At 63.3% G+C, this 13,252-nt stretch carries 8 protein-coding genes and 1 pseudogene; 5 read left to right on the top strand and 4 right to left on the bottom strand.

Annotated features, from left to right (window positions below; genetic code table 11):
• Window positions 1–183: 183 nt before the first annotated feature.
• From NPJ82_RS16495 to NPJ82_RS16480, 4 genes are read left to right on the top strand one after another with little or no spacing between them, the layout of a single operon-like run.
• The gene (locus NPJ82_RS16495) at window positions 184–2,532 is read left to right on the top strand and encodes a TonB-dependent siderophore receptor (RefSeq protein ID WP_342659238.1); all 2,349 of its coding nucleotides are present in this window, start codon (window positions 184–186) and stop codon (window positions 2,530–2,532) included.
• A gap of 23 nt (window positions 2,533–2,555) precedes the next feature.
• Window positions 2,556–2,843 carry a hypothetical protein gene (locus NPJ82_RS16490; protein ID WP_342659237.1) on the top strand — a complete coding sequence of 96 codons (288 nt, stop codon included), beginning with the start codon at window positions 2,556–2,558 and terminating at the stop codon, window positions 2,841–2,843.
• Window positions 2,813–4,441: a PepSY-associated TM helix domain-containing protein gene (locus NPJ82_RS16485; RefSeq protein ID WP_342659236.1), complete on the top strand. Its 1,629-nt coding sequence runs from the start codon at window positions 2,813–2,815 to the stop codon at window positions 4,439–4,441. The genes NPJ82_RS16490 and NPJ82_RS16485 overlap by 31 nt, the downstream gene beginning before the upstream one ends.
• Window positions 4,438–4,725, top strand: a complete 288-nt coding sequence (locus tag NPJ82_RS16480; RefSeq protein ID WP_342659235.1) for a DUF3325 domain-containing protein — start codon at window positions 4,438–4,440, stop codon at window positions 4,723–4,725. Before NPJ82_RS16485 ends, NPJ82_RS16480 begins: the two co-directional genes overlap by 4 nt.
• Before the next feature lie 489 nt (window positions 4,726–5,214).
• Here NPJ82_RS16480 and NPJ82_RS16475 read toward each other — a convergent pair.
• Window positions 5,215–6,344, bottom strand: a protein-coding gene (locus tag NPJ82_RS16475; RefSeq protein ID WP_164727745.1) for an IS3 family transposase whose coding sequence is annotated in 2 segments (ribosomal slippage) — window positions 5,215–6,092 and window positions 6,092–6,344 — 1,131 coding nt in all. Because the reading frame shifts where the segments join, the coding sequence is not laid out codon by codon here.
• A 97-nt stretch (window positions 6,345–6,441) separates the two neighbouring features.
• Here NPJ82_RS16475 and NPJ82_RS16470 point away from each other — a divergent pair.
• Window positions 6,442–7,361 (top strand): annotated as a pseudogene (locus tag NPJ82_RS16470) (IS3 family transposase); the annotation flags it as partial.
• A gap of 37 nt (window positions 7,362–7,398) precedes the next feature.
• Here NPJ82_RS16470 and NPJ82_RS16465 read toward each other — a convergent pair.
• The 3 genes from NPJ82_RS16465 to NPJ82_RS16455 form a co-directional block, all read right to left on the bottom strand.
• A protein-coding gene (locus NPJ82_RS16465; RefSeq protein ID WP_342659234.1) for an IS3 family transposase occupies window positions 7,399–8,570 on the bottom strand; the annotation gives its coding sequence in 2 pieces (ribosomal slippage) (window positions 7,399–8,306 and window positions 8,306–8,570; 1,173 coding nt in all).
• A gap of 60 nt (window positions 8,571–8,630) precedes the next feature.
• A complete protein-coding gene (locus NPJ82_RS16460; RefSeq protein ID WP_342659233.1) occupies window positions 8,631–9,338 on the bottom strand; it encodes a TonB-dependent receptor plug domain-containing protein in 708 nt (235 codons plus the stop codon).
• 664 nt (window positions 9,339–10,002) lie between these two features.
• Window positions 10,003–13,194: a glycoside hydrolase family 2 TIM barrel-domain containing protein gene (locus NPJ82_RS16455; RefSeq protein WP_342659246.1), complete on the bottom strand. Its 3,192-nt coding sequence runs from the start codon at window positions 13,192–13,194 to the stop codon at window positions 10,003–10,005.
• Window positions 13,195–13,252: the final 58 nt, after the last annotated feature.

Here is a 13,252-nt window from a genome sequence, read left to right as displayed (position 1 = left end):
ACCGAGCAGTGCAGTGGCCCAGCGTCTCAGCGGTGCCTCTTCGCGTCGACGTCAGCACTTTCCGGGATAGCATCACCTACCGACCCCATGCCACTCTATCTATATTGATAGTGACTTGCAGTTGCGGATCTGATAGCTAGCGGCAAAATCAAAAGGGGAAGACAAACAGTGCGTTTCTCAGCGATGCTGCTCGCCACCACGGCAATGGTGGCGACGGTACCCACTTGCGCCTATGCGACGGTGAACGACGAACCGAAGACAACGGTCACTCCCGACCTGGGTACCCCCGCAGTCGACCAGGTTCAGACCGGCGAGCGTGACGAGCGCAACCAGACCGAGCTCGTCGTGGTGGGCAAGAGCTACGGCAGGGAAGTCGGCAAGACGATCACGCCGCTGAAGGACGTCGCCAACACGGTGACAGTCATCGAGCGTGAGCAGATCGAGGCACAGAACCTCTTTACGCTAGAAGATGCACTGACAGCGACCAACGGTATCACTGTGAATGGCATTGGCAGCGAAGACCCGGCATACTTCTCGCGTGGCTTCGCCATCACCAACTATCTCGTCGACGGCGTGCCGACGTTGACGTTCAACTTCCCGGGCGTGGTGCCCGATCTGTTCGCGTATGACCGTATCGAGGTGCTGCGTGGACCTGCCGGATTATTCAGCGGCTCCGGAAATCCGTCGGGCAGCATCAATCTCGTCCGCAAGCGGCCGCTCGATGCATTCAAGATGCAAGGTTCCGCAGGATACGGCAGCTATGACAACATCCGGCTCGAACTGGACCTGTCCGCACCACTGGGGGAGCATGCCGGCGTTCGCATGGGTGTGATGGCACAGGATCAGGACCAGTTCTTCGACTATGCGCACCGCAACCGGGTGAATGCATTCGCGGTAGGCAGCTTTGAGATCGGCGATCGCACCACCGTCACGTTCGGCGGCTCGTATGATCGCTTCAGGCCTTCGACCCAGTCCGGGCTACCCGGCTATGCCGGTGACACGAGGGGTGGCGAGGGGCGGTTGCTTGATGTCCGTCGGTCAACCTACCTGGGTGCAGACTGGAACCGGTTTGAGTCTAAAACCTGGACTGCCTTTGCTGAGATCGCCCACCGCATCAGCGACCGCTGGACCTTGCGAGCGACAGGTCTGTTCACTGATGTCGATCGTGTCGACATCTACAGCTATGTCGGCAATGCGGCAGTGACCACCGCGGCCAACGCGGTAACGCCTGCTGCCGCGAATAACGGGACCACCACCCAGATCGCCTATCGCGGCGACAGCTTCTCGAAGACCAACTCGTTTGATTTCAACGGCGTCGGCAGCTTCCGCCTGTTCGGGCAAGAGCAGACGCTGATCTTGGGCGGCGACTATCAGTCGCAGGACTATGACAGCTATTACACGCGTCTGAATGGCTATGCCCGGATCAACGTCTTCAACCCCGTCTCGCCACTCGAGCCGCCCCTCAATCCCTATGGCGCATCACCCTATTATCCGGTGCAGGGCACCAATGCCGTCTGCCCGAACCGCACCACACCTATCACGCCGGCCCCCGTCAACTGCGTCATTCAGAGCTGGGGCGCGACCAATACGGTCATCGAGCAATACGGCCTCTACGGTCAGCTGCGGCTTCAACCGGTCGCCGGGCTGACGCTGATCGGCGGTGGTCGTCTGACCTGGTGGGAACAAACGATCGACACGCTGCTGCCGACCGCGGTCCGGGGACGGCCGCAGAACATCGACAACCGGTTCACGCCCTATGCGGGCATCGTCTGGGATGTGACGCCGAACCTCAACGTGTATGGCAGCTATGCCGACAGCTTCACACCGCAGGCCGCACCCGCCAACCGCGTCCGCGACGATGGCGGCACGGTCGAACCGCTGATCGGCAGTCAGTACGAGGTCGGCACCAAGCTGGCGCTGATGAACGACCGGTTGCTGCTGTCGGCGGCCGTCTACCAGATCGAGCAGACCAACCGCATCTTCAATCCGCCCGAACTGACCACCGTCTACCTTCAGGTGGGCAAAGTCCGTTCTCGCGGTATTGAGGCAGAGGCGACCGGCGAGATCCTGCCAGGCTGGCGTGTTAACGGTGGCTACACCTACACCCGCACGAAATACCTCGAAGATACGCAGCCCCAATATGAAGGGCTGTCGCTGACGCCGATCATCCCCCGGCACATGATCAAGGCCTTCACCAACTACACGGTGCAGGGCGGTGCGCTGAAGGGGGCGAGCCTTGGTGGCAGCGTCACCTGGTTCAGCGAGACGTTCGGTGGCACGCCGTCGATCATTGTCCCGGTCACTACGGCCACGCCGAACGGACGTTCGATCTCGTCGGTGGTTCGCCAGCCCGGCTATGCGGTGGTCGACCTGCGTGCCGGCTACAAGGTCAACGAACAATTGTCGCTGTCGGTCAACGTCAACAACGTGCTCGACAAGAGCTACTATGCGCGCATCTCGTCGACCGGGCGCGGCAACTATTACGGCGTTCCACGCACCGTGTTCGCCACGCTCCGGTTCGCCTACCCGTGATCGCAAGAGCGACCGGCCGTGCCGTGATTTGGCGGAGGCGTAGTGACAATGCGCTGCGCTTCATCGCGGCGGTGCCGCTCGGCTATGCCGTTGCCAGTCTCTGGGCAGCGGCACTGGCGCGGGTGCTGCCGATGTCCCGGTCGGAAGCGACGGTGACCGGGACGCTGATCGCCCTACTGCTGTGCGCCCTGTTCGCGATGTACGCGTACGGGGCGCGCAGCGGTTGGCGGGCGACATGGGTCCTCGGTCTGATCGGCATGGTTGCGGGCGGGATCGTCTGGTGGTCGATCGCAACAACGGGGCGGCTATGAGCAAAGGCATCCGGCAGTCGCAGTCGACGCTTCACACCTGGTCAGGTTTGCTGCTCGGCTGGATCCTGTTTCTTGTGTTCCTGACGGGCACCGTCGCGTTCTGGCGTGAGGGGCTGAACCGCTACATGCGACCCGAACTCGCCCGGATCGAGGAGCCGATGCGTGTTCTGGGCGGCGCGCAACGCTTCCTCGTCCGCAAGGCGCCCGATGCCAAGAACTGGTTCATCGCCATGCCCAACGCTCAGGTGCCAGGCGCACAGGTGACCTGGCAGCCGCAACCCAAGAAAGGTGAGCGGGGCGGACGCCGCGGCGGAGGGCGCGGACGGCGAGACAATCAGGCGTTGATCGGTGCCGATGGTACACCAATTACTGCGCGCGATACCCGCGGGGGCGACTTCTTCTACCGCTTCCATTTCGACCTCTACTACCTGCCGGTGATCTCGTCGCGCTGGCTGGTGGGGTTCGCCTCCGTCATGATGCTGGTCGCCATCCTGACCGGCATCGTCACCCACAAGAAGATTTTCCGCGACTTCTTCACTCTCCGCCGTAACAAGGGTCAGCGATCATGGCTCGACGGGCACAACGCCACCGCCGTGCTGGCGCTGCCCTTCCACCTCATGATCACCTACACTGGCATCGTCACATTGATGGCGCTGCTGATGCCATGGGCGACCGTCGCCAACTATGCGGACGAGACGAAGATGTTCGCCGACCTCTTCCCTCAGGCGCCGGTGGTGGAGCGCACCGGGCGACCGGCACCGCTTATGCCGCTGTCGACGATTGCTCGCGATGCCGAGCGCCGGCTTGGCGGACCGGTGGGAACGATCGAGGTGAGCCAGCCTGGTGATGCGGCCGCTCGCGTCACCCTCTATCGCACCCCCACCTCGCTACTAAACACCCGTGCGCCGGCCATCACCTATGACGGCATCACCGGAGTACCCGTCTGGCATTCGCCAGGCCCAGGCGGTGCAGCGGTGACGGCCGGCGTGATGGTCGGCCTTCATGCCGGCCGCTTTGCGGACCTCTTGTTACGCTGGATCTATTTTCTGTGCGGCGTGGCGGGCACGCTGATGGTGGCCAGCGGGTTGGTGTTGTGGACCGTGAAACGGCGCGAGAAGTTGGCCGATCCGGCATGCCCCCCTTTCGGCTTCAAGGTCGTCGAACGGCTGAACGTCGCGGTGCTGGGCGGCTTCCCGCTTGGCATCGCAGGCCTGTTCTGGGCCAACCGGTTGCTGCCGGTGACCTTGCCCGGTCGGTCGCGGTGGGAAGTGCATATCCTTTTCATCATCTGGGGTGGCGCAGCGATCCTGTCGCTGTTGCGGCGTCCGGCCGCGGTGTGGCCCATCCTGTTCGGAGCAACGGGCATCTCACTGGCTGCCCTACCGGTCTACAACCTGTTCGGCACACAGTGGAATTGGGCCAGGTCAACCGGGGCGGGCGATCTGCTGCCGCTCGGCGTCGACTTCACCATGATCGTGTTCGCCGTCGCCTTCCTCTGGCTTGCCCGGCGCGTGGCACGTCACCGCCCGGCCGTCCGTATCAGCCGTCGTGCGCGGACGGCAGCGATCCCGATGTCTGAGATGGAGGCAGTGGCATGACGTGGCTGACGTTCATCCTGTCGCTCATCGGGTTCGGCTGCTTCGGCTTCGCCACCGATGACCACCATCAGCGTCTGACCGGACGCCGGCCTGCATCTGTTGCCAAGACAAGATGGCGAGCAGCCGCATGGATTGCCCTGGCGTTTGCCTTTGGTAGCGCCGTAGTGGCGCGTGGCTGGGCATTCGGTCCTGTGTTGTGGCTCGGTGCAGTGATGCTTGCCGCCGGCATCGTGTTCCTCGCACTCAACTTGTGGCCCCCGCAGGTCCATGGCAACCGCGAGTAGGGAGATGCGGCGCGGCAAGGCAGACAGACGGGAGATCGCTCCAGTCCCCGGATTTGGTGTCATTCCTTGCCCGACATCGCGGACCTTCCCCCTTCGCAAGGGTGCGCGACCATGAATAACGCTCATAGATTGATTGCTTGGGCAGTTCTAACTTTTGTGCTCGCAGCATGCGCAGGGCAGCACAAGACGGCCCCATTCCATGTGTCCATTCACAGAACCACTGCACTCTGCACCGTCCAGATCAAAGATCGTACGGTAGATATGGACGAGCTTCTTGCAATCGCACGCGTGGAAGCGAAGTCCGGCCCGCATGCCACTATCTCATCTGAGCTAACTGATACACCCTACCGGTGCCTCGGTGGCGCGATTTACATCTTGCAAACTGCCGGCTTCGCAAGCGTCCGTGTTGTTGGCACACCTTGACGTGACCCCCGTTTCTTCATCCATCTGGAACTAGAAACCGGCTCCTTGTGACGGTCCCCCGGTTTCTCATCCGGATTTGATGCGAGCTTCCGGACTGCATCCGCCGGGGTTAACCCCGGCGGATGCAGCATATTCGGCTGGCGTCAGCCAGCCAAGCGCCGTGTGAGGACGGCTCTCGTTATAGTCCCGCCGCCAGGCCTCGATCTTGGTTCTTGCGTCCGCCAGTGACAGGAACCAGTGGCTGTTCAGGCACTCGTCACGCAGGCGGCCGTTGAACGACTCCACAAAAGCGTTGTCGGTCGGTTTGCCCGGCCGCGAGAAGTCGAGCGTGACGCCGTTCTCGTACGCCCATCGGTCCAGTGCTTTCGAGATGAACTCCGGACCATTGTCGACCCGGATGGTCTTGGGCGCACCACGTGTCGCCGAAATCCGCGTCATTGTCGCCACGACCTGTTCACCCTTGATGCCCTGGTCGACATCGATCGCCAGCGCTTCACGGGTGAAGGCATCGACCACCGTCAGCGCCCGCAGCCGTCGGCCATCGAACAAGGCATCCGAGACGAAGTCCATCGACCACATCTCGTTAGGCGCCGACGCTGCGGGCTGGCGTTCGCGGTTCGCAGCGCTGACGTTGCGCCGAGGACGTTTGAGCCGGAGGCTCAGCCCATCTTCCCGGTAGAGCCGATAGACGCGCTTATGGTTCACCAGCCAGCCTTCCCTGCGTAGCAGGATGTAGATCCGGAAATAGCCGTAGCGCACCCGTGCCGCCGCCAGATCGTGGATGCGCAACCGCAGCGGCGCCTGGTCAGGCTTGTGCGACACGTACCGCACCGACGAGCGGTCGACGCCGAGCGCGAGGCAGCTACGCCGCTCGCTGACGCCATGGGACGCCTGGACGTGCGCGACGATCTCGCGCCGTCGCCCAGGCGTCAGAGCTTTTTTGCGAGCACGTCCTGCAGGATATGCTTGTCCAAGCTCAGATCCGCGACGAGTTGCTTGAGCTTACGATTCTCGTCCTCGAGCTGCTTGACCCGCCGCAGCTCGCCGACGCCCAGCCCGCCATACACCTTCTTCCAGCGGTAGAACGTCTGCTCCGACACGCCCATCCGGCGAATGACCTCGGCCACCGGCGTGCCCATCTCCGCCTGCTTCAGCGCAAACGCAATCTGCTCTTCCGTGTACCTCGACTTCTTCATGTTCCAGCTCCTTGCCCGCAGGCTTCAAAGGGCCGGAAAACTCTCACTCAACATGGATGAAAAAACAGGGGGGACGTCACTTGAAGGGACGGACGGAATGAAGCGGAAGCAGTTTTCGGAAGAGCAGATCATCGGCATTCTGAAAGAGGCCGAGGCGGGTGCGGTGGTGACGGAGCTGTGCCGCAAGCACGGGCTGTCGAGCGCGACCTACTACGCGTGGAAGGCGAAATTCGGCGGCCTGGAGGTATCCGACGCAAAGCGCCTGCGGTCGCTCGAAGAGGAGAATGCCCGGCTCAAGCGGCTGCTGGCGGATACGATGCTCGACAATGCGGGTCTGAAGGATCTGCTGTCAAAAAAATGGTAACGCCCGCCGCGAAGCGGCAAGCGGTCGCGCATCTCCAGGCGACGTTGGGGATGAGCGAGCGGCGGGCGTGCATGGTCGTCGGGGCGGACCGCACGAGCATGCGGTATCGCTCGTGTCGGGGAGATGATGGCGACCTGCGGTCGCGGCTGTGCGAACTGGCGCAGCAGCGCCGGCGGTTCGGCTATCGACGGCTGCACATTCTGCTTCGTCGGGACGGCATCACGATCAACCGCAAGAAGACCCAGCGGCTCTACCGTGAGGAGGGTTTGACGGTCAGGCGCCGGAAGGGACGAAGGCGCGCCGTGGGCGCGCGGGCGCCTGCACCGGTGCTGGCACTTCCCAACCAGCGGTGGAGCCTGGATTTCGTCCACGACCAGCTCGTCACCGGCCGACGGTTCTGCGTGCTCAACATCGTCGACGACGTCACGCGCGAGTGCCTCCGGGCGGTGGTGGACACGTCCATTTCGGGCCGGCGGATCGTGCGCGAGCTGGCCAATCTGATCGTCGAGCGCGGCAAGCCGACGATGATCGTCAGCGACAACGGAACCGAACTGACGTCGAACGCGGTGCTCGCCTGGTCCGGCGATGCTGGCATCGAGTGGCATTACATCGCGCCGGGCAAGCCGACCCAGAACGGCTTCGTCGAGAGCTTCTACTGAGCAGCCCCCACCGGGTGGTCCGGGTAGATAGTTAGTGCATCGTCGTCTCCGCCGCCATTGCCGGGCGTAGGTGGAGCGAAGCGGAACCGGAGGCCGGCAATGGCGGTGTCGCCGCTTCTGGTGCAGGTGGGCGGTAGTCCAGGCTGCTGTGTGGCCGGATGGTGTTGTAGTGGCGCCGCCATGCCTCGATCAGCACTTTGGCCTCGGCGAGGCTGTAGAAGATCTCTCCGTTAAGCAACTCATCACGCAGGGAGCCGTTGAAGCTTTCGTTGTAGCCGTTTTCCCATGGCGAGCCTGGTGTGATGTAGAGCGTTTTCACGCCGATCCGCCCAAGCCATTTCTGGACTGCGGTGGCGATGAACTCGCTGCCGTTATCCGACCTGATATGAGCTGGCGGGCCCCGCGTGATGAACAACTCGGCCAAGGCCGCCAGCACATCTTCGTGGCGGAGCTGGCGGGCGACCACCAGCGCCAGGCACTCGCGGCTGGCCTCGTCGATGATCGTGAGGATGCGGAACTTGCGTCCGTCGTGCGTCCTCGCCTCGACAAAGTCGTATGCCCAGACATGCCCGGGATACTCCGGTCGCAGCCGAATACACGAGCCATCGTTCAACCACAGCCGACCGCGTTTCGGCTGCCGCTGCGGCACCTTCAGCCCCTCGCGTCGCCAGATCCGCTCCACCCGTTTGTGGTTTACCGACCAGCCTGCCGCATGCAGCAGTGCGGTTACCCGGCGATAGCCGTAGCGCCCGTACTGCCTGGCCAGCGCGACGATGTCGTCGGTCAGCGCTTCTTCGTCATCTGCCCCGCACGGCACCCTGCGCTGGGTCGACCGGTGCTGCCCGAGCACGCGGCACACCCGTCGCTCGGACACATCCAGCACCTCCCGCACCTGGTCGATGCACCGCCGGCGCCGTGCAGGGCTTAGAAGTTTCCCCGTGCCGCCTCCTGCAGGATTAGCTTGTCCAATGTCAGGTCCGAGATCGCGCGGCGCAGCCGGAGGTTCTCCTTCTCCAGGTCCTTCATCCGCCGCGCCTGATCCGTCTTCAGACCACCATATTCTTTGCGCCACCGGTAATAGGTCTGCTCGCTGACGGCGATGCGCCGGCATGCCTCGGCAGTTGTGCCCCCCTGGCCCAGCATGATCTCAACCTCACGCAGCTTGCCGATGATCTCTTCGGGCTTGTGCTTCTTGGCAGGCATTCGTCGTCCCTTCCTTGATCCAGACAATCATAGTCGATGGACCACTCAGAAGGGGGCAGCTCACCGCAGTGCGGAGTTTGCCGTAACCGGGATGTTCAGGGCCACACGCGTCAAAGCGCCCCGTGCGTCGTCGCCTGGCCGGGTGCGGTTGTCGGCTTCCATGTCGAAGGAGGCCGCATAACTACCAATTTCGGGCTTGTTCGTAACGATGTTGAGGAGGCCGGCCGACGCGTTCTTGCCGAACAACAGGCCTTGGGGTCCGTTGAGCACTTCGATCTGCGATATATCGTAGAATGGGATCGCGCTCAGGAGAGGCTTGCCGAGGTTCACATCGTCCAGTGAGATGGCAACGCTGGTATCAAGCGCGGTCGAAAACGACAGCGTGCCAATGCCGCGAACCGAAAAGTTTGTGTTGTTGTTGACCTGGAGTGACGGCGCCACAAGGCCGATTTGCTGCAGGTCATTGATTCCGCGTTCCTTGAGATCCTGCGCACCGATCGCAGTCACGCTCACAGGCACGGTTTGGATGCTTTCGGAACGCCGCTGCGCGGTGACGACGATGTCACCCTCTTGGGATGTCGATTGGACGACGGGATTCGCGTTCGCGGGCGCGATCGGACCGTCAGGCGTGGGCGCTGCCGAGGTCGCGGGTGTCTCAGGATCTCTCGGCGGGATTGGCGACTGGACGGTGACTTGGGCCGACGCCGGCATAGAAATGCTGGTAGCGGCGATGCACGCGCTAGCCATCAACAGAACGCGAAGCTTCACGTCGTTCTTCTCCCTCTCCTTCGGGTGTCCTGGCCTCAGGGCCAGACAATCCTGCAACAATCACCCGTTTCTTGGGTTTATCTATCGCCGGAGTATGGACCCACTGGTCATAGCGCAACATGCCTAACCATATGATTGTCATCACGGTCAGTGATTGCGGTTGTTGTGCGCAAATCGTGGAGCACTGCCGGTGACACAGGCTTTACCGAACATGCTCTGCCATCGTCCCGTGCTCATTCGGCCCAAGCAGCCTAACAAACGGAACATCGCCTGATCGCGCCAGATGGCCTTTTACATAGTGGAAGCGGATGAGGTAGTGCGCCCTCTCACCAAGCCTAGTTTCCCATCATTCCGCAAACGTGCGGTCGGGTTGGCGGCACTATCAACGAAGAGACTATTAAATAACCCCGACTGGTCTAGGAATTGCCTCGCCGCTTTCGAGGCCGCCTAGAAGCTAATTCAACAACCTAGGACGTTCATGACTCCGTGTTCTTCGATATTGCCGAGATATAGTCGCTAAAGCCAGATAGGTTCATTGTCGGTCCGCTTGATTCAAGTTCATAACTGGGCGCCGTAGCTTGCACGACGGCCTTCGTAAGCCTTTGCGTACCCAAAGCCGATCATGACATCCAAGGAAGGTAGCGGTCGCTTCCTTGATCGGCGCCTACTCGTCGGTCGCGCTGGCAGCGATCGCCTTCTGCGGCGTGGTACCCATTCCCTGGAAGGGCGACAGCCGAAAGGCGATACGGGTCAAATCCGGGCGGGTGCGGTATTGCAACAGCGGCTTGCCGAACTCGCTCCACTGCGTATCCCCGCCGACGCCCCATTGCGCGCTATCGACCAGCAGCGTCACCTGGCCATGGGGCACCACGTCCGTCGACTTCCACGTCCCCGGCGCATGCCGGTCTAGATCGGCATAGGGAAAGGCGAGCACGTTCATCATCAGCGGACGGTCCCCCGCGATCCGCACCCCGCGACCTGTGCCGGACAGTTCCATCCACCGCACGTCGACCTTGTTGCCCGTTTCCTGCGGGCGGATGTAATCGTGGTTCTGCGCGGCGATGGCGCCCCGCCACAACCCGATCGGGGCGGACTGCTTGCGATCCACATAGCTTTCGTGCGGGCCGCGGCCGTACCATTCCACCTGCGTGACGTCGGTCGGCAGTGCGAACATCAGCCCCACGCGGAAGGGCGGGGGCAGATCGGGGCGGATGGGGGTCAACTGCCCCGCTACCGCGACGGAGCCGTCGCCTGCCATCGCATAGGTGACGCCGAACGTCGCCGCGCCGTCGCCCAGTGCATAGTCGACCGTCACCTCGCCGCCCGTATCGGTGCGGCGGCTACGGATCGCGGTGACGCGCCGGGTGTTGCTCATGGCCTTCCATACGGCGAGCTGCTTTTCGGTCCCGATGCCGATGTCATTGTCGGTGACCGCACGCCAGAAATTCGGCGCGCCCCCAGAGGCGACGGTGCGACCCCCTTGCGCGAAGCGGCGGATCAGCCCGGTGCCGCGGTCGACCTCCAGCAGCGCATCGCCCGCCGACAGGGCGATTACGCCCCCTCGCTGCGCCACGCGCACACCGCCGCTGCCGGGCGCCGCTGCGGCCGGTGGCTTCCCGGGCAGCCCCGGAAGCGCGAACTGCTCGAACCCGATCGGCGTGTCAGCCTCCACCAGCGGCACGGCGCCCTGCTTCGCGCGCACCCGCAGGGTGACGAAATATTCGGCTCCTGCCCTGCGGGGGAACGCCGCGACGGGCATGGTCATCGTGGCGCTTGCCCGCGCCGCGACGGCCGGCGTCGGCAGCGCGCCGCTCGCAATCGTCACGCCGTCCTCCTGCAGCGTCCAGTCGAACGCGAACCCCGACAGGTCGCGGAAGTCGTGCCGGTTGCGGACCGTCACCTGCCCCGTGGCGGCGTCGAACCCGTCGAACTGGACCGGCGCATAGACCTTGCGCAGCTCGTACAGCTGCGGGTTGGGCGTGCGGTCGGATTGCAGCAGGCCGTCTCCGAACTCGATGTCGCCACCCGGATTGGGACCGTATTCGCCGCCGTCGCCCCAATAGCGGCGGCCGTCGGCGGTGTGGCGATACATCGACTGGTCGACCCAGTCCCATGCGAAGCCGCCCTGCAACCGGTCGGGATGCGCGTAGATGGTGTCCCAATATTCCTTCAGATTGCCGCCCGAATTGCCCATCATGTGCGCATATTCGCACTGGATCATGGGCTGTTTGAAGTTCCAGTTGGTGGCGTAATCCTCCATCTTCACCGCCGGGTCGTACATCGGCGCATAGATGTCGGCGTACCAGTTGGGGCGATGGTCGCCGATGCCGTCCCACGTTCCCCAGCCCAGATAGCTGACCAGCCGGCCCGGGTCGCGCGCCTTGGCCGCCGCAGCAGCCGCCTCAAAATTGGGGCCGATCCCCGCCTCGTTGCCCAGCGACCAGAAGATGACGGACGGATGGTTCTTGTCGCGCTCCACCATGTTGACGACGCGGCTGACATGCGCCGCCTTCCAGGCGGGATCGAAACCGATCTGGTACTTCGCGCGCTCGCGCGGGTGCTTGTTCGCGTAGTCCATGTAAGCGTGGCTCTCGATGTTCGCCTCGTCCATGACGTACAGGCCGTAGCGGTCGGCGAGCTCGTACAGATACGGATCGTTTGGATAGTGAGAGGTGCGGATCGCGTTGATGTTGTTGCGCTTCATTAGCCGGATATCGCGCTCCATCGACTCGTGGCTGACGACGTGGAATGTTTCGGGATCGTGCTCGTGGCGGTTGACGCCACGAACGGTGATCGGGCGGCCGTTGACCGACACCAGACCGTTCTTCATCTCCACCGTGCGGAAGCCGATCCGCTGATAGGTCGACTGGATGATGCCACCCTTGGCGTCGTACAGTTCGACCAGCAGCATGTAGAGGTTCGGCGTTTCGGCGCTCCAGGGCTTCACGTCTGGCAACGTTCCGGTCAGCGTCGCCTTGCGCTCCGCCCTTCCGGCCGGCACCGTCGCGCGCCCTTGCTGCACCACGCGGTCGCCGTCCATCAGCACATAGCGCGCGCTGGTTTCCGCCCCCGGCGTCACCGCCACATCGACCGACAGCCTGCCCGTCCGGTAACTTTCGTCCAGCCCCGCATGAACGAAAACATCACGCACACGGGTCTTGGGCGCCGCCATCAGGAACACCTCGCGCTCGATGCCCGATACGCGCCAGAAGTCCTGATCCTCCAGATAGCTGCCGTCCGACCAGCGATGGATCTGGATGGCGACCGTGTTCCGCCCCGGCTTCACGAAGGGGGTGACGTCGAACTCGCTGGGGAGCTTCGAATCCTCCGAATAGCCGACTTTATCTCCATTGACCCACACGTCATAGGCGGAACCCGCGCCGCCGATATGCAGGATCACGTCCTGCCCCGCCCAGCCCGCCGGCACGTCGACGTTGCGGCGATAGGAGCCGACCGGATTGCTCGCATGGGGGATCAGCGGACGGTTGGCCGGAAAGGGATAGGTGATGTTGTTGTAGCGCGCCTGGTCATAACCCTCGGCCTGCCAGTCGGCGGGCACCTTGATGTTCTTCCAGCCGGACACGTCATAGCCGGGCTGCTCGAACCCGGCCGGCAGACGATCGGAGTCGGGCGAAAAGGCGAACTTCCACTCGCCGTTGAGCAGAAGAAAGCGGGATGACTGGGTGCGATGGCCGGCCAGCGCCTTGGCCCGGTTCTCGAAGGGGAAGCCGGTCGCGCGCGCCGGCAGTTTGTTGCGGGCGAAGACCGCCGGGTTCTCCCAATCGGGTCGGGTCGCATCGACCTGTACCGGCTGGACCTGCGGCACGGTTTCCTGTGCGGGCGCCGCGGCGCCCATGCCCAGCGCGGCGATGCCGATCGTATAGCGCAAACGCGTCATGCCTTGCCCCCCGGAA

The sequence above is a fragment of the Sphingomonas sp. NY01 genome (genome assembly GCF_038809135.1).
GTDB classification, from domain to species: domain Bacteria; phylum Pseudomonadota; class Alphaproteobacteria; order Sphingomonadales; family Sphingomonadaceae; genus Sphingomonas; species Sphingomonas carotinifaciens.
The sequence above is the reverse complement of the archived record's forward strand: the minus strand, read 5'-3'. Positions and strand labels throughout refer to the sequence as shown.

Bases quoted from the DNA above. Each gene is read 5' to 3' on its own strand.
- NPJ82_RS16495 (WP_342659238.1), top strand. From the start codon at position 184: ATGCTGCTCGCCACCACGGCAATGGTGGCGACGGTACCCACTTGCGCC.
- NPJ82_RS16480 (WP_342659235.1), top strand. From the start codon at position 4,438: ATGACGTGGCTGACGTTCATCCTGTCGCTCATCGGGTTCGGCTGCTTC.
- NPJ82_RS16455 (WP_342659246.1), bottom strand. From the start codon at position 13,194: ATGGGCGCCGCGGCGCCCGCACAGGAAACCGTGCCGCAGGTCCAGCCG.